Source organism: Kribbella sp. NBC_00889, from assembly GCF_045207705.1.
GTDB lineage: Bacteria > Actinomycetota > Actinomycetes > Propionibacteriales > Kribbellaceae > Kribbella.
Genome location: NZ_CP108783.1, coordinates 4,022,175 through 4,042,097 on the forward strand (window position 1 = coordinate 4,022,175; position 19,923 = coordinate 4,042,097).

At 68.4% G+C, this 19,923-nt stretch carries 15 protein-coding genes; 4 read left to right on the forward strand and 11 right to left on the reverse strand.

All coding sequences use genetic code 11. The features are described from left to right. From OG817_RS19585 to OG817_RS19595, 3 genes are read left to right on the forward strand one after another with little or no spacing between them, the layout of a single operon-like run. Nucleotides 1-1,248, forward strand: a complete 1,248-nt coding sequence (locus tag OG817_RS19585; protein ID WP_406056589.1) for an acetyl-CoA carboxylase biotin carboxylase subunit family protein — start codon at nucleotides 1-3, stop codon at nucleotides 1,246-1,248. Further along, nucleotides 1,245-2,504: an MFS transporter gene (locus tag OG817_RS19590; RefSeq protein ID WP_406056591.1), complete on the forward strand. Its 1,260-nt coding sequence runs from the start codon at nucleotides 1,245-1,247 to the stop codon at nucleotides 2,502-2,504. The genes OG817_RS19585 and OG817_RS19590 overlap by 4 nt, the downstream gene beginning before the upstream one ends. Nucleotides 2,505-2,513: 9 nt before the next feature. Continuing rightward, complete coding sequence (locus OG817_RS19595) at nucleotides 2,514-3,752, forward strand: ATP-grasp domain-containing protein (protein ID WP_406056592.1); 1,239 nt, start codon at nucleotides 2,514-2,516, stop codon at nucleotides 3,750-3,752. A gap of 46 nt (nucleotides 3,753-3,798) precedes the next feature. Here OG817_RS19595 and OG817_RS19600 read toward each other — a convergent pair whose 3' ends face one another. The 7 genes from OG817_RS19600 to OG817_RS19630 form a co-directional block, all read right to left on the reverse strand. Then, entirely contained in the window at nucleotides 3,799-5,199 is a 1,401-nt protein-coding gene (locus OG817_RS19600) for an alkaline phosphatase PhoX (protein WP_406056594.1), read from the reverse strand. 138 nt (nucleotides 5,200-5,337) lie between these two features. Further along, the gene (locus OG817_RS19605; RefSeq protein ID WP_406056596.1) at nucleotides 5,338-6,639 is read right to left on the reverse strand and encodes an ABC transporter substrate-binding protein; all 1,302 of its coding nucleotides are present in this window, start codon (nucleotides 6,637-6,639) and stop codon (nucleotides 5,338-5,340) included. Nucleotides 6,640-6,684: 45 nt separating this feature from the next. After that, the gene (locus OG817_RS19610) at nucleotides 6,685-7,776 is read right to left on the reverse strand and encodes a branched-chain amino acid ABC transporter permease (protein ID WP_406056598.1); all 1,092 of its coding nucleotides are present in this window, start codon (nucleotides 7,774-7,776) and stop codon (nucleotides 6,685-6,687) included. A 20-nt stretch (nucleotides 7,777-7,796) separates the two neighbouring features. After that, on the reverse strand, nucleotides 7,797-8,684 hold the full coding sequence (locus OG817_RS19615; RefSeq protein WP_406056600.1) for a branched-chain amino acid ABC transporter permease: 888 nt from the start codon (nucleotides 8,682-8,684) through the stop codon (nucleotides 7,797-7,799). Further along, nucleotides 8,681-10,537: an AMP-dependent synthetase/ligase gene (locus tag OG817_RS19620; RefSeq protein ID WP_406056602.1), complete on the reverse strand. Its 1,857-nt coding sequence runs from the start codon at nucleotides 10,535-10,537 to the stop codon at nucleotides 8,681-8,683. Before OG817_RS19620 ends, OG817_RS19615 begins: the two co-directional genes overlap by 4 nt. Then, nucleotides 10,534-11,361 (reverse strand): ABC transporter ATP-binding protein, encoded by an 828-nt coding sequence (locus OG817_RS19625; RefSeq protein ID WP_406056604.1) that lies wholly within the window; start codon nucleotides 11,359-11,361, stop codon nucleotides 10,534-10,536. The genes OG817_RS19620 and OG817_RS19625 overlap by 4 nt, the downstream gene beginning before the upstream one ends. Next, complete coding sequence (locus OG817_RS19630) at nucleotides 11,358-12,197, reverse strand: ABC transporter ATP-binding protein (protein WP_396389564.1); 840 nt, start codon at nucleotides 12,195-12,197, stop codon at nucleotides 11,358-11,360. The genes OG817_RS19625 and OG817_RS19630 overlap by 4 nt, the downstream gene beginning before the upstream one ends. Before the next feature lie 186 nt (nucleotides 12,198-12,383). Here OG817_RS19630 and OG817_RS19635 point away from each other — a divergent pair, with 186 nt between their 5' ends. Beyond that, nucleotides 12,384-13,586, forward strand: coding sequence for a cation:proton antiporter (locus OG817_RS19635; RefSeq protein ID WP_406056606.1), 1,203 nt, complete (start codon nucleotides 12,384-12,386; stop codon nucleotides 13,584-13,586). Nucleotides 13,587-13,610: 24 nt separating this feature from the next. Here OG817_RS19635 and OG817_RS19640 read toward each other — a convergent pair whose 3' ends face one another. From OG817_RS19640 to OG817_RS19655, 4 genes are read right to left on the reverse strand one after another with little or no spacing between them, the layout of a single operon-like run. Next, on the reverse strand, nucleotides 13,611-15,509 hold the full coding sequence (locus OG817_RS19640) for a glycoside hydrolase family 15 protein (RefSeq protein ID WP_406056608.1): 1,899 nt from the start codon (nucleotides 15,507-15,509) through the stop codon (nucleotides 13,611-13,613). Further along, nucleotides 15,473-16,870, reverse strand: a complete 1,398-nt coding sequence (locus OG817_RS19645; RefSeq protein ID WP_406056610.1) for an NAD(P)/FAD-dependent oxidoreductase — start codon at nucleotides 16,868-16,870, stop codon at nucleotides 15,473-15,475. Before OG817_RS19645 ends, OG817_RS19640 begins: the two co-directional genes overlap by 37 nt. A gap of 16 nt (nucleotides 16,871-16,886) precedes the next feature. Beyond that, nucleotides 16,887-18,263: a glucose-6-phosphate dehydrogenase (NADP(+)) gene (locus tag OG817_RS19650; RefSeq protein WP_406056612.1), complete on the reverse strand. Its 1,377-nt coding sequence runs from the start codon at nucleotides 18,261-18,263 to the stop codon at nucleotides 16,887-16,889. 30 nt (nucleotides 18,264-18,293) lie between these two features. After that, nucleotides 18,294-19,871 carry a GMC oxidoreductase gene (locus tag OG817_RS19655; RefSeq protein WP_406056614.1) on the reverse strand — a complete coding sequence of 526 codons (1,578 nt, stop codon included), beginning with the start codon at nucleotides 19,869-19,871 and terminating at the stop codon, nucleotides 18,294-18,296. Between the last annotated feature and the right edge of the window lie 52 nt (nucleotides 19,872-19,923).

The window sequence follows — 19,923 nt, forward strand, 5'->3', positions numbered from 1 at the left end:
ATGAACGACCGACCTCACCTGCTGGTGGTGGCCACCGGCATGCGGCTGTTCCGCGAGTACATCCTGCGGTCGATCGCGCCGCAGTACCGGATCCACATGTTCCTGCACGCCGAGCCCACCTGGGAGACGGAGTACATCGAGAACTGGACCGTGCTGGAGAGCACGCTCGACGCCGACGCGCTCGTCGCCGCGGCGAACGAACTCAACGACAAGGAAGCGATCGACGGCGTGCTGTGCTGGGACGAGGCCCGGATCCTGCAGACCGCCCACATCGCCGAAGCGCTCGGACTGCCCGGCGGTGACGTCGCGATGGTGAACCGCTGCCGCGACAAACACCTGACGCGTACGGCGCTCGCCGAGCACGGAGTCCCGCAGCCGAAGTCGATCCTGGTGGACACCGTTGACGAGGCACTCGCCGTCGCCGGCGACCTCGGTTATCCGGTGATCCTCAAGCCGCGCGCGCTGGCCGCCAGCCTCGGCGTGGTCAAGGTCAACTCGCCCGAGGAGCTCACGGCGAGCTGGGACTTCGCCCACGGCACGACTGTGCCGGAGGCGCCGCACTACGACGTCAAGGTGCTGGTCGAGGAGTTCGCCGACGGCTACGAGATCAGCATCGACGCCGCGGTGTACCAGGGTCAGGTGACCCCGTTCTGCCTGGCCCGTAAGGAGATCGGCTACCCGCCGTACGCCGAGGAGATCGGGCACTGGGTGGACGCCGCGGATCCGTTGCTCGCCGACGACCAGTTGCTGCAGGTACTCGTCGACGCGCACAAGGCGGTCGCCTTCACCGACGGCGTGACGCACACCGAGCTCATGATCACCGCCGACGGACCGAAGCTGATCGAGATCAACGCGCGGATCGGCGGCGACCTGATCCCGTACCTCGGTCTGCAGGCAACCGGTGTGGATCCGGGGCTGGCCGCCGCCGCGGTCGCGTGCGGACGTCAGCCCGCGCTGCTGCCGGACCGCACGATGGTCGGCGGCGTCCGCTTCTTCTACGTGAACGAGGACGACACGGTGCTCGACTCCGTCGGCTTCGACGCGGACGGTCTGCCGGCCACGATCGACCAACTGGTGCCGCTGATGGAGGCCGGCGCCACGACCAGTCCCCCGCCGGCGGGCACGCTCTGGGGCCGGATCGCTTATGCGACGACCGTCGCCACCACTGTCGACGACTGCCGCGCCGGACTCGACGCGGCAGAGAAGGCGCTGCGCTGGTCAGGTCATCCGAAGGAGCCGACACCATGACGGCGACCGACGAGAGCACCGGCATCTGGGAGACCATCCGCGACGCTCCGGTGCCGGTGAAGGCGCTGCTGGTCGGCGTCTTCGTGAACAAGCTCGGCTGGTTCCTGCAGGTCTTCCTGGTGCTGTTCCTGACCACCTCGAAGGGCTTCACGCCGGTCCAGGCCGGCACCGCGCTCGGCGTGTACGGCGGTGGCTCGGTGATCGGTCTGATCATCGGCGGATCGCTGTCGGACCGGGTCGGGCCGCGGGCCGCGGTGATGATCAGCATGTTCGGAATGGCGGGGTTCGTCCTCGCGATCGCCTACGTGCCGAGCTACACGGCGGTGGTGGTCGTGGTGGCGCTGGCCGGTGCCGTCGGCCAGTTCTACCGCCCGGCGTCCGCTGCCCTGCTGACCGAGCTGACGCCGAAGAACCGCCAGGTGATGATCTTCGCGGTCTACCGGCTGGCGATGAACCTCGGTACGACGGCAGCGCCGCTGATCGGCGCGGCCCTCGTCGCGGTGTCCTGGAACCTGCTCTTCATCGGCGAGGCGGTCGCCGCGCTGGCGTACGCCGCCGTGGCGATCGTCGCTCTGCCGAAGCGATCCGCAGCCGCCGTCGAGCAAACCCCGGAGGACCAACCGTCGGCCGGCGGATACGTCGCCGTACTGCGGGACCACAAGTACGTGCTGTTCCTACTGTGCATGTTCATCAACGCGGCGATCTACATGCAGTACCTGGCCGTGCTGCCGCTGCACATGAAGGCGGACGGGCTGTCGACCTGGTGGTACAGCGCGATCGTCGCGCTGAACGGATTCGTCGTGATCACCTGCGAGTTGCTGGTCACGAAGGTGGTGCAGAACCGTCCGGCCCGCGTGGTCGCGATGACCGGGTTCGTACTGCTGGGCGGCGGGCTGGCGTTCTACGCACTGCCCGGCGGGCTGGCGATCTTCGTGATCGGGACCCTGCTCTGGACGCTGGCCGAGATCATCGGCGGCCCGACCATGTTCGCATATCCAGGCATGGCCGCACCGAAGCCGCTGCTCGGCCGGTACGTCGGATCGGCGCACGCGATGTTCGGCCTCGGGTCCGCCCTTGGCCCGTTCCTCGGGGTGTGGGTCTGGAACACGTCCGGCACCCGGGTCTGGGTGTGGTGCGGGCTGGCCGGCGCGATCGGCGTCGTCCTCGCGTACTTCGGCATGACGTCCACGACCGCCGAGGCGACCACCACCGACATCACCCCGGCCGCGGAGCCGTTGCCGAGCGAGAGCTCGTAGGAGGACAGGATGAGCAACTACACGATCATCGTGGACCCGTTGTCCACGGGGCAGGAATATCCGGCCGCGTTCCGCGAGGCTGGTCGGCTGCCGGTCGCCGTACTCAGTGGTTCCGAGCCACCACCGGCGTACACGACGAGCTGGCATCCGGAGGACTTCGAGCACGTGCACTACTTCACCGGCGACGTACAGGCGCTGGTCGAGGAGCTGAGGCAGTACGAGCCGGAGTACCTGGTGCCTGGTGCGGAGAGCGGGGTCGAGCTGTGCGACCGGCTGACCGGGCTCCTGGCGCCTGGCACTGGCAACGTCCCGGAGCTGGCGCCGGCGCGGCGGGACAAGTGGGAGATGGCACAGGCGCTCGCGGCCGCGGGCGTGCCGCGGTTGCGCCAGTTCCTGACCGCGGATCCGGTCGAGGCGGAGCGGTGGCTGAAGGAGAACGACCTGCTCGGCAAGCGGCTGGTGATCAAGCCGCCGAAGAGCGCCGCCGGCGACGAGGTGTACGTCGTCTTCGAGGACGGCGACTGGCGGGAGCGATTCGACCGGGTCCTTGGCCGGACCAACAAGCTGGGGCTGATCAACGACGCCGTCCTGATCCAGGAGTACGCCGAAGGAACGGAGTACCTGGTCGACACCTACAGCGTGGACGGGACGCACGCGCTGGTCGACGTCTGCCGCTATACGAAAGTCGGCCGGGGCGACAAGATCGGCATCTACCGGCGGATCGACTTCCTGGCCGAGGACGACGCGGAGGTGCAGGCGCTCTGGCCGTACACCCGTGACGTGCTCGACGCGGTCGGCATCCGGGTCGGCTGCGGTCACGTCGAGGTGATGATGACGCCGGACGGACCACGGCTGATCGAGGTCGCGGCGCGGCCGGCCGGCGGCGGTCACCAAATGGTCAGTGACCTGGCCACCGGCGACAACCACATCAAGCGGACGGTGGCGCACCGGGTGCGCGGCGAGGTGCGGGACGGGTTCGACCTGGTCCAGCACCTGCGCGGGATCTTCGTCATCGCGCCGCGCGAGGGGTACTTCCGCAACCGCGAGGTCTTCGGCGACATCGAGTCGCTGAAGTCGTTCCACTGGATGAAGATCCTGTACGACGAGGACGCCGTCGTACCCGAGACCGTGGATCTGTTCACCTGTCTGGCCTGGGTCATCCTGATCCACAGCGACCCGGCCACCCTCGACGCCGACTACCACCGAGTCCTGGACATGGAGGCCGGCATCGTCATCACCACCCCCTGAACGTGCGGGGATATCCCTTGAAAACAAGGGATATCCCCGCAGGTGTTCAGCGGCGGCGGCGCCAGGGGCCGGTGATGGCGTAGGTGATGCCGGGGTTGTAGACGTTGAAGAACATCGTCCGGCCGTCGGCGGAGAAGCCGGCGCCGGACAGTTCGCCGTACTCCGGGTCCTCCGGCGTGCCGAGGTTCACCCGGTTGCGGGCGAACTTGAACACCTGGCCGTCCTCGGTGGTACCGAGGATGTGCTGCTCGCCGAGCCCGTCCTCACACATCATCAGACCGCCGTACGGCGACATCGTGATGTTGTCGGGGGCATCGAACTCCGGGTCGTCCGAGCCGGGCTTCGGCCGGGTGAAGATCACCTCGAGGCGCAGCGTCTCCTTCCGCGGGTCGTACCGCCACACCTGTCCGTCGTGGTCCACCTTCGGCCCCAGCTCGGTCCGGGCGAACGACGAGACGAAGTACACGCAGCGGTCCCGGTCGCCCCACCAGCAGCCCTCGAGCTTGTAGCCGCCCGTGATCGGCTTCGCGTAGTCCTGCGCCCGGACCGACTCGGTCGTCGCCAGCGGGTCGGGCACCTTCACCCACTGCACGCCGTGGAACAGCGCGCCGGCCTCCTGGACGACGGACAGGTCCGGCAGATCCGGAATGTGCATGGCTTGCAGTTCGCCGCCGGCCCGCAGTGTTCCCCAGCCGCCGCGCGGACGGTTCGGCAGGAACCGGTAGAAGCCGCCGAGCGGCGCGACGAACGCGTCCTCGGTCTCGTACACGATCCCGGTGGACGGATCGATGGCCACCGCCTCGTGCTGGAACCGGCCCATCTCCTTCAGCGGGGTCGGGCTGACATTGCGGCGGTCGTCGTACGGGTCGACCTCGAAGATGAAGCCGTGGTCCTTGGTGTAACCGCTCTCGCCGGCCTTGAGTTCGGTCTCCTCGCAGGTCAGCCAGGTGCGCCACGGCGTGGGGCCGCCGGAGCAGTTGATCGCCGTACCGCCGAGGCTGACGAACTCCTTGCCGGCGGCGTTGTGCCGGTCCACCACCAGCGTGCTGGTGCCGCCGGCGCCGGCCGGGTCGTACGTCCGCTCGGCCGGGGCGACCACCTTGATCACGGACGTGGGGCTGCACTCGTGGTTGCGGACCAGCCGGTTCCCGCCATCACGATCCGGGAACACGCCCATGCCGTCGAACCGGCTCGGGATCTTCAGCCCGTCCGGCCGGACCGTGCCCTCGCGGGACAGGATCTTGTAGCCGAACCCGCGCGGCAGGTCGAGCATGCCGTTCGGGTCCTCGATCAGCGGGCCGTAGCCGATCTTCGGACCGGAGGTGCCGAGCGCGGGTTGCGCGGTGTACAGCGCCTCGACCGAGCCGGCCAGGCTGACCGCCACTGCCGCCGCGGCGGCACGGCTGACGAACTGGCGTCGGGACAGGGGATGCGGATCAACGGACACGGTACGGCCTCCTCGTGGGCGGAAAAGATCTGCCGGTCATCGATGAACGTATGGTGAACGGCAGTCAACGACAAGGCGAACCGCGCGCCGAAGTACCCGCGGGCTGTCAGACCCGCGGGTACGACGACATTCAACGACCTACTGGTAGCAGGGCTTGGTGAACTGGTACTTCTCGGCCGTCTTGCCGGTGAAGAAGTCCTTCTCCACCTTCACACCGGTCGGCGCCGTCGGGTCCACCTTGGAGATGATGCTGCTCCGGAACACCCGCTCGTCCGGCGTACCGCCGAACTTGCCGGCCGCCGCGGGCAGCATCCCCTCGTAGTCCACGGTCTCCAGCGACTTCACCGCGGCCAGCAAGCCGGCGCGGGTGAGGTCCTTGGAGTCGACGGCCTTCTGCAGGGCCGCCTTCATCGGGTACGACCAGACCCAGCCGGCCGTGTAACCGTCGTTCGGCGCGGCCTTGAACATCGTCTGGTCCAGCGCCCCGGCCAGCGCCTTGTGCCCCGCTGTGTCGGTGCCGTACGGCGCCCATGGCCCGGACTGCCGATAGAGCGCGGTCAGCGCGGGAGCGGCCGGGCTCTTCAGCAGCGCCGCGTTCCAGGTCGGGCTGGTGCCGATGAACTGGCCCTTGAACCCGTTCTGGGCAGCTCCGCCGACGATCGTCGCCGCCTCGGTCGGACCGGTGGACACGATGACCAGATCGGGCTTGGCCGCGAGCAGCTTCTGGACCGCCGCCCCCTGGTTCTCCTGCCCCGGCGCGGTGGGGATGTCGGTGAACGTCATCCCGTTGGCCTCGGCCGCGAGCTTGGTCCCGGCCGCGGCGTCGTCACCGTAGTCGCCCGGGAAGTGCACCGCGGCGACGCTCTTGGCCTTCAACGTCTCCGCCCCGAAGTCGACCGAGTTCATCGACTCGAAGCAGTAGTTCGTGCCCGACTCGAGGATGACGTCCTCGAACGCCCAGGCCGAGGTCCAGGACGCCGGTACGCCGATCACGTTGCTGGACTTCAGGTCGCCGAGGATGGCGGCCGTGGTCGGTGAGCCGAGCGTCTGGGCCAGTCCCAGTACGTCGGGCTTGATCTCGGCGTACACCTCGTTGTGGGTCTGTGGGTTGTACTTGTTGTCCTTGACGAACTTGGTCACGTCGACCTCGAAGTCGCCGATCCCGCCGGCGGTGTTGACGCGCTTCCAGAACGCCTTCTGGGCCTCGGTGATCGGTACGCCGAGTGCCTTGAACGGGCCCTCGGTCAGGTCCGAGATCGATCCGAGGTAGATGCAGCCCTTGGCCGCGTCGACCGCACCCGGGCACGGCTCACTGGTGACCCCGACGTCGAACTTGACGCCCGAACCAGCCTCCTGCGTCTCCGGGGCGTCGTTCCGGCACCCCACCAGCACAGCCATCGCCGCTACCAGCGCGATGGCGATTCCCCTGCGAACGCTCATCGATACTCCTTCTCCGGCCGGTCGGTGGCCCCCAGACCTGCGGGGTCAGTGCGAGAACGGCCATGACTTCCAGTAAATGCGGAGCCGGTTCCAGATCCCGAAGAGCCCTCGAGGTTCGAAGATCAGGAAGCCGATGATCAACAGGCCGTAGAGAATCGTCTCGACCTGGAAGACCGTGATGCCCCCGGAGCCGGAGCTGCCGCTGATGAACGGCAGTACGGCCGGAAGCTCGCGGGTGACCCGCGGTAGCAGCGTGATGAACAGGGCGCCGAGGACCGATCCGGAGATGGTGGCGACGCCACCGATCAGGATCATCGCGATGTACTGCACCGACAGCGCGAGGTTGAACGACCCGGGCTCGACGAACCCGATCATCACGTACAGCAGCGCGCCCGCGACGCCGGCGTAGAACGACGACACCGCGAACGCGATCATCTTGTACCGGGTCACGTCGACGCCGATCACCTCGGCGGCCAGATCCCGGTCCCGGACGGCGGCCAGCGCCCGGCCGACCCTGGACCGGACGAGATTGCGGGCCAGTACGCCGAAGATCACCAGCAGCACCAGCATCAGCAGATAGAGCTTCTGTGCCTTCGTGAACACCTCCCCGTCGACCGCGAACTGGATCCCGAACAACTCCGGTACGGCGGCCGGTCGACCGACCCCGACTCCCCCGGTGAGGTGCTTCCAGTGCTTGAAGATGTGCTCCCCGATGAACACCAGTCCGAGCGTCACCACCGCCAGGTACAACCCGCGCAACCGGGCCGCCAACGGCGAGACGATCAGCCCGGCCAGACCGGCGACCAGACCCGCCCCGAGCAGCCAGATCGGCACCGAGGTGATCCCGAAGCCGATCAGCCGGGTGCTGTCCGGATCGCCCGAGATCGCCGCCGCGGTGTACGCCCCGATCCCCAGGAAGAACGCGTGCCCGAGCGACACCTGCCCGCCGTACCCGGTGACGATGTTCAGGCCGATCGCGCCGATCGACGCGACGCACGCGGTGGCCAGTACGAGGAGCAGGTCGTCGGTGAGCAGGAAAGGCAACGACACGGCACCGATCGCCAGCACCAAGGTCCAGCCGCGCTTCGCCGAGGTGTTGAGCAACGCCATGTCCTGCCCGTAGGTCAGGTACAACATGGGTCGTCCGGAGCGGGTGCTCATATGCGCTCGACCTCCCTGGTGCCGAACAGGCCGTACGGTCTGATCAGAAGGACGAGCAGCATCAGCAGGTACGGCACGACCAGGAAGAAGTCGCCGCCGAACACCGGGTGCAGGTCGGCGCCGTAGCTGCCGACCAGCGCCTCGACCACGCCGATCGAGAGTCCGGCGACCACCGCCCCACCGAGGGAGTCGAGGCCGCCGAGAATGATCACCGGCAGAGCCTTGAGCGCGGTCAGCCAGAGATTCTGCTCGAGTCCGATGCCGGTCGACAGGAACACACCGGCCAATCCGGCGAGGGCCGCCGCGAGTGCCCATGACAGCGAGAACACCCGGCCGACCGAGACGCCCTGCGCGAGCGCGACCTCCTGGTCCGACGACGCCGCGCGCATCGCCAGTCCGGTCCGCGACCAGCGGTAGAAGGCGAACAGCGCGGCGACCACGATCAGCGTCGTGATCAGCGTGGCCAGGTGCCTCTGGTCGACCTTCACCCCCAGTACGTCGACCTGCCCCAGACCCCACGGGTCGCCCATCTGACGGATGTCCAGGCCGATGAACGCGTTCACCACCGTGCGGATCACGATGTCGACGCCGAGGGTGATGATCGCGATCACGAACACCGGCTTGCCGATCATCGGGCGCAGCGCCAGCCGCTCCACGCCGGCCCCGAGCAGCGCGGTCAGCACCAGCGCGACCACGACGGCGAGGAAGAAGTTCATCGACAGCACGAAGTAGCTGACCAGCAGGGCGCCGGCCATCATGAAGGCCGGCTGGGCGAAGCTGATCACCCGCATCGACTTGTAGACGATCACGAATCCCAGCGCCAGCAAGGCATAGATCGACCCGTTGCCGAGCCCGCGGACCACCGTGGCGATGAACTCGTTCACCGGGCACCCTCCGCGTACATGGACTCGACCAGTTCGGCGAACGAGGTGGTCACGGCGCTGCGCTTCAGCTTCTGGGTCGCGGTCAGCTCACCGTCCTCGTGATCCAGCAACTTCGGCAGCAGCCGGAACGACCGGACCTGCTCGACGGTGGCGAACCGGACGTTCACCTCGTCCACGACGGTCTGCACCAGCGCGATCACCTCAGGCTTCGCGGACAGATCGCCGTACGTCGAGTAGGGCAGCCGGTGCACCTGGGCCCAATGGCCGACCGTGTCCGGTTCGATGCCGATCAGGGCGGCGAGGAACCTGCGGCGGTCGCCGACCACGAGCGCCTCCTTGATGTACGGCGACGCCTTGAGCGCGTTCTCGATCTCCGACGGCGCGACGTTCTTGCCGCCCGCGGTGATGATGATGTCCTTCATCCGGTCGGTGATGCGCAGATGCGTGCCGTCGACCCACTCCCCCACGTCGCCGGTGTGCAGCCAGCCGTCCGGCTCGATCACCGCCGCGGTCGCGTCCGGGTCGTGCCAGTAGCCGGCGAACGTGCCCGGGTGCCGGGTCAGGATCTCGCTGGTGCCCTCGTCGATCCGTACCTCGACGCCGGCGTGCGGCTCGCCGACCGTGCCGACCTTGACCCGGCCAGGGCGGTTCGCGGTCGCCACCGCGGTGTTCTCGGTCATGCCGTACACCTCGTGCATCGGCAGGCCGAGGCCCATGAAGAACCGCAGTACCTCGGGTGCGATCGGCGCGGCACCGGAGGCGGCGTACCGGACCTTGCGCAGGCCGAGCCGGTCCTTCAGTGCCCGGTAGCAGAACAGCCATCCGACGGCGTAGACCGCTCGGGACGCAGCAGTATGACGACCTTCGTTGGCCGCCAGTACGTCGCCGATCCAGTCGGCCCGGCGTAACCAGAAGCCACCGATCGCGCGTTTCACCGGGTCGGCGGACTCGACCCGGATCTGCACCCCGGCCGCGATCTTCTCCCAGATCCGGGGTACGCCGAACAGGACGGTCGGCTGAACCTCGTGCAGGTTGGTGGCAACGGTCTCGATCGACTCGGCGAAATGCACGCAGACTCCGGCCCCGGCGCCGAACCAGCCGCTGAAGATCCGCTCGGCGACATGGCACAGCGGCAGGTAGGACAGCACGCTGTCGCGGGGCGACGGCGGTGGGGCGGTGAAGCCGCCGCGCTCGATCAGTTCCTGGATGGCGAAGTCGACGTTCGCCGCCGTGAGCATCACGCCCTTCGGCGGGCCGGTAGTGCCGGAGGTGTAGATCAGCGTGACCACGTCGTCCGGGCGCGACTCCTCCATCCGCTGGGTCACGGCCTGCGGATGCGCCTGTCGATGCTCCTCGCCGAGCGCGAGGAAATCGGGCCAGGCGAGCAGCCGCGAGTCGTCGTACCGGTTCCGGATGCCGCGGGGTTCGACGTACACGATGTGCATCAGTTCGGGCAGGTCGTCGATGGCCAGGGCCTTGTCGACCTGCTCCTGGTCCTCGGCGATCAGCACCCTCGCACCGGAGTGGCGGAGCAGGTAGCCGACCTCGGCGACCGGGTTGGTCGGATACAGGCCGACAGTGGCGGCGCGGACGGCGACCGTGCCGACGTCGGTGTAGAGCCACTCGCGCCGGTTCTCCGAGTGGATCGCGACGCGGTCGCCCGGTTCGATGCCGAGGGCAAGCAAGGCGTGCGCGACCAGCTCCGCGGTGTCCCAGTACCCCTGCCAGCTGACCTGCTGCCAGATGCCCAGATCCTTCTCCCGCAAGGCGATCAGGTCCGGCGACGCGGCGGCGCGATCCCGCACCCGGGTGGCGATCGTCGCCATCCTGACCGGAGCCGCGACCGTCGTCATGACCGCTCCACCACCCGGTGTTCCTCGCCCAGGTAGGCCCGGACCACGTCGGGGTCGGTGGCCACCTCCTTCGGCGTACCGGTGCGGATCGGCCGGCCGAAGTCGATCACCATGATCCGGTCGGCCAGGTCCATCACCAGACCCATGTCGTGTTCGACCATCACCATCGGCAGCCCGAGTTCGTCACGGATGTCGAGGATGAACCGGGCCATGTCCTCGGTCTCCTCGAGGTTCATCCCGGCGACCGGCTCGTCCAGCAGCAACAGCTTCGGTTCCGAGGCCAGGGCCCGGCCGAGTTCGACCCGCTTCTGTACGCCGTACGGCAGCAGGCCGACCGGGAGTCGCCGCCACTGCGCCAGCTCGAGGAAGTCGACGATCTCCTCGACCGCCTTGCGGTTCGCCAGTTCGTTGCGTCGGGCCTTGCCGATCCAGCCCAATGCGGCGAGGACGCCGTACGGGTGATGGAGGTGCCGGCCGAGCATCAGGTTGTCCAGCACGGTCAGGTTCGAGAACAGTTCGATGTTCTGGAAGGTCCGGGCGATGCCGAGCCGCGCGATCGCGTGCGGCCGCCGCCCGATCAGGTCGTCGTCGCCGAACCGCACGGTGCCACGCTGCGGCCGGTAAACGCCGGACAGCACGTTGAAGATCGAGGTCTTGCCCGCGCCGTTGGGTCCGATCACCGCGAACAGTTCGCCTGGATCCACCTGGAAGGTCACACCGTTGAGAGCTGTCACCCCGTCGAACCCGAGCACGACGTCCTCGAACGTCAGCACTGAGGTGGATTCCGGCGTGCTCTCGCTCTGATGAGCCTCCGTCGCGGTCATGAGAGCCACCGCTTCCGGCGGCGGTAGTGCTTCACGTCGCGGAAGGACTTCGTCGAGCCTTCGGCGCCGAGGCCCAGATAGAACTCCCGGACGTCGCCGTCCGCGAGCAGATCGGCCGCGGGCTTGTCCATCACCATCGCGCCGTTCTCCAGCACGTAGCCGTGCTCGGCGATCGACAGCGCCATCGCCGCGTTCTGCTCGACCAGGAGCACGGTGGTGCCCTCCTGGTTGATCTGCACGATCACGTCCCGGATCTGGTGCACGATCATCGGCGCCAGGCCGAGGCTCGGCTCGTCCAGCAGCAGGTACTTCGGATCGGACATCAGCGCCCGGCCGATCGCCAGCATCTGCTGCTCGCCACCGGACAGGTAGCCGGCCAGCGAACGCCGCCGATCGGCCAGCACCGGGAACATCTGGTAGGTGCGGTCCAGGTTGCTCCGGATCGAGCGCGGGCGGACGTGTCCGCCGATCCGCAGGTTGTCCTCGACGGTCAGGTCGGCGAGGATCCGCCGTCCCTCCATCACCTGTTTGATGCCCAGGGCAGCGATCCGGCTGGCGCCGTACGAGTGGATCGGCTCGCCGTCCAGGGTGATCGACCCGCGCCTCACCTCGCCGTCGTGGACGTCGAGCAGGCCGGACAGCGCGCGCAACAGCGTGGACTTGCCGGCGCCGTTGGCCCCCAGCAGGGCGACGATCCGTCCCTGCGGGACCTCGAGACCGACGCCCCGCAGCACCAGCATCACGTCGTCGTAGACGACCTCGAGGTTCTTCGCCGCCAGCACCCGGCCTCCCGGATCCCCGATGGTTGCCACCGCTCTGGCGAGTGAGTGTGACATCACCGCTGTCATCCGTGAAGGCCTGGCAGCCCGGAAATCGGACACTGTCACCCAAACCGTGATCCCGGGACAGGGGCATAACCAGTTACGCGACTGGTATTACGGCGCGGGGACCCGGATCACCGCCGGCCCGGATCGTCCGGGGCAGGGGACGACCCGGGGCGCACGAGCAGCCACGCTGAACGGATGGGCAGTGATCTCGGTCAGGGACTGACCAGTCTTTTCGTGGTCGTGCTGGTGGCAGCCGTGACGCCGGTCATCGTCGGATTGTGGAGCAAGGCGCGGATCCCGCAGGTCGTGGTGCTCATTCTCGGCGGCGTGGTCGTCGGGCCACAGGTGCTCGATCTGGCCGACCCGGACAGCATCGAACTGCTCGCGAACGTCGGGCTGGGGTTCTTGTTCCTGATGGCGGGATACGAGCTGGAACTGGCGGTCTTCAGGCAGCGGGCCGGCAAGCTCGCCATCGTCGGGTGGCTGGTCACGGTGGCGCTGGCCGGTGCGGTCGTCGGGGGCTTCGCGGCGCTGGGCGTCGTGGACGCGTTCGTACCGGTCGCGCTCGGTCTGACCACGACGGCGCTGGGAACACTGTTGCCGATCCTGCGGGACAACAACATGCTGCGCGGTTCCTTCGGCTCCTACGTCCTCGCGGCCGGGGCGGTCGGGGAGTTCCTGCCGGTCGTGGCGATCGCGATCTTCCTCGGGTCGCACGGCCGGTTCATCGGGCTGATCTCCCTCGTCGGGATGGGCGTCCTCGCACTGCTGCTGAGTCTGGTCCCCCGGCTGGGTCGCGGTGGACGCATCGCCCGGATCCTGTCGGAGGGAGAGCACGCGACCTCGCAGACCACGCTGCGGTGGACCGTCGCGTTGCTGCTGCTCCTACTCGTGGTCGCGAACGACTTCGGCCTCGACGTCGTCCTGGGAGCCTTCGTGGCCGGCGTCGTGCTGCGCCGGTGGGCGCCCGGAAACGTCGAGACACTCGACCACAAGCTCGACGCCGTCGGCTACGGCTTCTTCATCCCCATCTTCTTCGTCTCGTCGGGGATGGGCCTGGACGTGCGGTCCATCGTCGAAGCTCCGGCGCGGCTGTTCCTGTTCTTCCTTCTGCTCCTGGTCGTCCGCGGCCTTCCGACGCTGCTGATCTACCGGACCGCACTCCCCCGGACGAGACGGTTCGAACTCGTCTTCATCGTGTCGACGGCCCTGCCGCTGCTCGTCGCCCTCAGCGAGATCGGGCTCGAGACCGGCCACATGCTCCCGGAGAACGCCGCCGCCCTGGTGGGCGCCGGCGTCTTGTCGGTGCTGGTGTACCCCGCGATCGCCGTCGCCATCGATCGCCGGCTCGCGCGCAGCCAGGACGCTCCCGACGCGGAGCGCCGGCCGCACCCGTGACCCTGGATCAGGTCACCGGTCGGTTCACCGTCGCATCGGCCCCTCGGCCCCTCGGCGCGCGGCCGCGACGTCTGTCACGGTGTTCCGCCCCTCGACCCTCGCCTGATCCAGGGCGGCGTTGAGGGTGATGGCCGCGTCGATCAGCGCGAGGTGCGTGAACGCCTGCGGGAAGTTGCCGAGCTGTTCGCCGGTCGAACCGATCTCTTCGGAGTACAGGCCGACGTGGTTGGCGTAGGTGAGCATCTTCTCGAAGATGAGCCGGGCTTCCTCGAGCCGGCCGGCCCGCGCCAGCGCGTCGACGTAGTTGAAGGTGCAGAGCGAGAACGTCCCCTCGTCGCCGGCCAGCCCGTCCGGCGAAGCGGCCGGGTCGTAGCGGTAGACGAGACTGTCGACCACGAGCCCGGCGTCCATCGCGTCCAGCGTGGACAGCCACATCGGGTCGGTGGGCGCGATGAAGCCGACCGTTGCCATCCGCAACAGTGACGAGTCGAGCACGGTGTCGTCGTAGTGCTGGACGAAGGCTCCGATCTTCTCGTTCCAGCCGCGTGTCATCACCTGGTTGTAGATCTGGTCCCGGCTCTCGATCCAGCGGTCCACCGCCGCCGGCCGGCCGTGCTCCGCGGCCATCCGGATCGCCCGGTCGAGGGCGACCCAGCTCATCACCCGGCCATAGGTGAAGTCCTTCGGCCCGCCGCGCGTCTCCCAGATCCCCGCACCCGGCAGGTCCCAGTGGTCGGTCAGCCAGTCGGCGATACCGCGCAACGCGATCCAGCCGCGGTGGTCGAGCTCGATGCCGTGCTGGTCGGCGAAGTAGATGCTGTCCAGCGCCTCGCCGAAGATGTCCATCTGCCGCTGGTCCGAGGCGCCGTTGCCGATCCGGACCGGCCGGGAGCCTCGGTAGCCCTCCAGATGCTCCAGGGACTCCTCGATCAGGTCGGACGAACCGTCCACGCGGTACATGATGTTGAGTGGACCGCCGTCTCCCGTGGTCTCCTCCCGCACGCGGTCCCGCAACCACTCGCAGAACTCGGCCGCCTCCTCGGTGAACCCCAGGCCGAGCAGTGCGTACACGGAGAACGACGCGTCCCGAACCCAGGTGTAGCGGTAGTCCCAGTTGCGTTCACCGCCGACCTGTTCGGGCAACCCGGCCGTGGGTGCGGCCACGACGGCTCCGGTGGGCGCATAGGTCATCAGTTTGAGAGTGATCGCCGAGCGCTGCAGCATCTCCCGCCACCGGCCGGTGTACGTCGACTTGGACAGCCACTTGCGCCAGTACGTCGTGACGTCGTCGAACATCGCCGTGAACTCCGCGACCCCGATCTCTCGTGGTGGCCCGTCGGCCGCGGACTCCAGCACCAGTCCCCGGGACTGACCCGCTGTCATCGTGTAGTCGATGTGGAGATCGCCGCCGTCCACCCGGACCTGCGCCAGCCGCTCGTCACCCGGCTCACGGACTGCGTGCAACGTCAGACTCAGGTCGTCGGTCGAGAAAACGGCCCCCTGCCCGACCAGGTTTATCTCGTGCTCCGTGCGGCCGTAGTCGAACCGGGGCACGATGTCCACCTCGAAGTCGATCCGCCCCCGTACGCATCGCATCACCCGCAGGATCCGGTGGTTCGCGGTGGGCCCCTTGCCGGCCGGCGGCATGAAGTCGACGACCTCGCCGACGCCGTCCGGGGTCATGAACCGGGTGATCAGGATGGCGGTGTCCGGGAAGTACAGCTGCCGGCTGGTGACCTCAGGACCGGTCGCCCGCGCCCGGAAGTAGCCGCCGCGTTCATGGTCGAGCAGAGCGGCGAAGACGCTCGGCGAGTCGAACCGTGGACAGCAGAACCAGTCGATGGAGCCGTCGGTGGTCACCAGCGCGGCGGTCTGCAGATCGCCGATCAGTCCGTGTTCGGCGATGGGTGGGTAGTCGGCCATGAGGAGTCGTCTCCTGTTCGGTTGCGATAGAGATCGGCGCCGCCGGGCGCGACCTGCTGCATCGTGAAGGCTCGTTCGCGCCGGGTCTCCCGGCTGAAGGCGACCGCCCAGCTGAGCACCGCGCCGACACGGTTGCGGTACCCGGTCAGGAAGGCGATGTGGATGCCGAGCCACGACAGCCAGCCGAGCTTGCCGCTGAGACGCACCCGGCCGACCTCGACGACCGCCTGACCGCGCGCGATGTACGCCGCCGAGCCGAAGTCGCGGTACTTGAACGGCTTCGGTGGGTCCGTCTTGCCGTCCACCTCGTTCCGGATCCGTTTCGCCGCGTAGTAGCCGGACTGCATCGCCACCTCGCCGACGCCGGGAAGGCGGTCGAGGCTCATCACGTCACCGACCACGGAGATCTCCGGATGGCCGGGCAGGGTCAGATCCGGCTGGACCTTGATCCGCCCGGCCCGGTCCTGCTCGACGCCGGTCGCCTTCGCAAGCACGTCGGCGACCGGCGGAGCCGCCACCCCGGCGGCCCACAGCACGGTTCCGGCCTGGTACGACGTACTCGCGCCGTCGGGTCCACGGACCACCAGCCCGTTCGCGTTCACGTCGGTGACGATCGATCCCAGGTGCAGCTCGACACCGAGGCGTGTCAGCGCCGCGGCGGCCTTGCCGGACAGCTTCGGCCCGAACGGCGCGAGTGGCGCGTCGCCGCCGTCGAAGAGCAGCACCTTGGCCTCGGTGGGATCGACGTCGTGGAACTGCTTGCTCAGCGTCGAGGTGGCCACCTCGCGGATCTGCCCGGCCAGTTCGACACCTGTGGGACCGGCGCCGACCAGCGCGAAGGTGAGCCATCGCCGGCGTTCCTCGGGATCGGTGGCCGACTGTGCCATCTCGAAGGCACCGAAGACGCGGCGGCGGATCAGGAGTGCGTCCGCGAGCGTCTTCATCCCGGGTGCGAACTTGGCGAACTCGTCATGCCCGAAGTACGACTGCCGTACGCCGGCGGCCAGGATCAGGTCGTCGTACGGGAACTCGATGTCGCCTCCGGTCGGACGCATCGCGTGCACGATGCGGGCCTCGACGTCGAAGCCGGTCACCTCGGCGAGCACGCAGTCGACGTTGCGGTGCTTGCGCAGGATCGCCCGCAGCGGCATGGCGATCTGGCCCTCGGACAGCACCCCGGTGGCGCATTGGTACAGCAGCGGCTGGAACAGGTGGTGGGTGGCGCGGTCGACGAGGGTGACCTGCACCGGTCGGCGCCGGAACGCACGGGCCGCGAACAGACCGGCGAAGCCGCCGCCCACGATCACCACCCGGCGAGGCTCCGCTGGATCCCGAGCGCCGCTGCTGGTCGGCTGTGTCATCGGCCGGCTCCTTCGATCATCCTGCCGGGTCGTGCCAGATCACGCCGTGCGGCAGCAGGGCGTCGGCCTCCTTCGGGCCCCAACTTCCCTTGGCGTACGGGACGACGGGCAGGTCACCACCGATCACCGGCTCGACCACCCGCCAGGCAGCCTCGACCGTCTCCTGCGCGGCGAACAGCGCCTGCCGGCCCAGCAGTGCCGCCCCGATCAGCCGGTCGTACGGTCGCTGGTCGGTTCCCGGTGCTTCGGCGAAGGTGAGGTCCTCGGCCTGCGGGGTCCAGCCGGCGCCGGGCTTCTTCCCGGTCAGCGTGATCCCGACCTGGCTCTCCGGCCAGATCCGGAACCGCAACTGGTTCGCGCCCCCGGACGGCCCGAGGTCGAAGATGTCCTGCGGTGGCCGGCGGAACCGGATCGCCACCTCGGTCGCCGTCACCGGCATGCATTTCCCGGCGCGGATCGCGATCGGCACGCCCGCCCAGCGCCAGGTGTCGAGGGTCAGCCGGACCGCGACGTAGCTTTCGGTCCGGGAGTGTGGATCGACGCCGGCGACGTCGAGGTAGCCGTCGTACTGCCCGAGCACCGTGTCTTCGGCGGTCAGCGGGCGTAGCGAGCCGATGACCGCGCCCTTCTGAGCCCGCCACGCGGCGTCGGCGAGATGGCCCGGCGGATCGGCCAGCACGCTCGCGAGCACCTGCAACATGTGGTTCTGCAGGACGTCGCGGATCGCGCCGGTGCGGTCGTAGAAGCTGCCGCGGTCGGAGACGTCGAAACTCTCCGCCATGGTGATCTGGATGCTCTCCACATGGTCGCGGTTGAGCAGCGGTTCGATCACCGAGTTGGCGAAGCGTGCGAACAGCACGTTCTCCAGCGGGTCCAGGCCGAGCCAGTGGTCCACCCGGTAGATGGCGCTCTGGGGGAAGACCTCGCTCATCGTCGCGTTGAGCTGCTGTGCGCTCTTCAGGTCGGTGCCGAAGGGCTTCTCGACCATCACCCGGGCCCCGTCGGCCTTGCCCGCCTTCGCGATGCCCTGGGCGATCCGGCCGAACAGCGGCGGCGGTACCTCGAGATAGAACAGCGCGTGACCGCCGGTGCCGACCTCGTCGGCCATCGCCGTGTACGTCGCGTCGTCGTCGAGGTCGCCGTCGACGTACCGCAGCAGGCCGAGCATGCCGGCCGCGGCGGGGGCGGCTGGGTCGATCCCGTTGGCTCGTAACGAGGCCGCGGCGTACTCGCGGAACTGATCGAGTCCCCAGCCGCTCTTGGCCACCCCGACGATCGGGACGTCGAGCACCCCCCGGTCGACCAGCCCGACCAGGGCAGGGAAGGTCTCCAGCTTGGCAAGATCACCGGTCGCACCGAAGATCACCAGTGCGTCCATGTCGGCGGTTGGCATACGTACTCCAATCAGTCCGGAGCGCGGGGCTCAGCGCAGCCGGTCGAGGATGTGGTCGCCGACCCGGAGGGCGTTCGCGATCGCGGTCAGCGAGGGATTCACCGCACCGATGCTCGGGAAGAAGCTGGTGTCGACGACGTACAGGTTGTCGAGGTCGTGGGCCTTGCAGTTCACGTCGAGCGCGGAACTCGCCGGGTCGTCGCCGAACCGCACGGTGCCGGCCTGGTGCGCGGTGGCGCCGATCGGCATCCCCTTGTGCAGGTAGATGCTGTGATCGAGCAGCCGGTGCTCGTGCATCCCCAGGTCGCCGAGCATGTCCTGCAGCTTGTGCCTCAGCCGGTTGACGCCCTCGACGTTGTTGTTCTCGTCCAGAGCCAGCTGGATCGAGCCGTCCTTGCGCACGGTGACCCGGTTGTCCGGCAGCGGAAGGTCCTCACCGCACAGCCAGAAGTCGACCGCGTGGTGGGCGATCACCTCGAACGGCATGCCCGGCGAGACCTTGCCGGCCCAGCGCGGCGCACCGCTGCGGACTTGCTCGGTGTCGGACTTGCCCAGCATCTGCATCCCGCCGAGCGGGTAGTCCCAGTCGTCGGCACCCAGATACCAGTCGTTCATCGCCAGGGTCTTCTGGAACCGGGTCGGGTTCGGCTCCTTCGACACCGCCATCAGCGCGAGGTTGTTGTGCCGTAGGTAGTGGCGGCCGACGACGTCCGAGCTGTTCGCGAGACCGTTCGGATGACGGTCGTTGGCCGAGTTCAGCAGCAGTACGGCGGAATTGACCGCGCCGCAGGCGACGACCACGACGTCGGCACTGAACCGCTCGGTCGACCCGTCGACCTCCGTCACGACCTGCGAGACCGTTCGTCCCGTCGGGTCGGTCTCGAGGCGCACCACCTTGGCGTTGGTCAGCATCGACACGTTCTCGTGCTGCAACGCCGGGTCGACGCAGATCACCTGCGCGTCCGACTTCGCCTGGACCAGGCAGGGAAAACCGTCCACCCGGTCGCACCGGATGCACACGCTGTCCCGGGTCGCCCGGCCGTGCTCGTCCTGGATGAGGTCGACGCCGATCGGCAGGTGGAACGGATGCAGTCCCTGCTTCTCCAGGTCGTCGTTCAACTGCTGGATCCGGGGCTCGTGCTCGACCGGCGCGAAGCGGTACTCCGCACTGGCCGGTCCCTCGCCGGGATCCTCGCCGTGGCGGCCGTGGACACGGTACAGATGCTCGGCCTCGGTGTAGTACGGCTCGAAGTCGTCGTACGTCACCGGCCAGGCAGGTGAGACGCCATCGTGGTGCTGCAACTCACTGAAGTCCTGCGGTCGCAACCGGAACAGTGCGGCGCCGTAGAACTTGGTGTTTCCACCCACGTAGTAGTTGGTCTCCGGCGGGAACTCGTGGCCGTGCTGGTCGTACCAGGACTCCGGCGCGCGGTAGCGGCCCTGGACGAACACCGCCGCGGAGGACCAGTTCTCGCGTTCTCGCGGCAGATAGTCCCCCCGCTCGAGCAGGAGGACCCGCTTTCCGGACGGCGCCAGCCGATGGGCCAGCGTGCCGCCTCCCGCGCCGGTGCCGATGATGATCACGTCGAAGTGCTGATCGCCCGCCATACCGCTTGATCCTTCGACGGATGCGGACGAGATACCTCACCCCGGTGGGGTG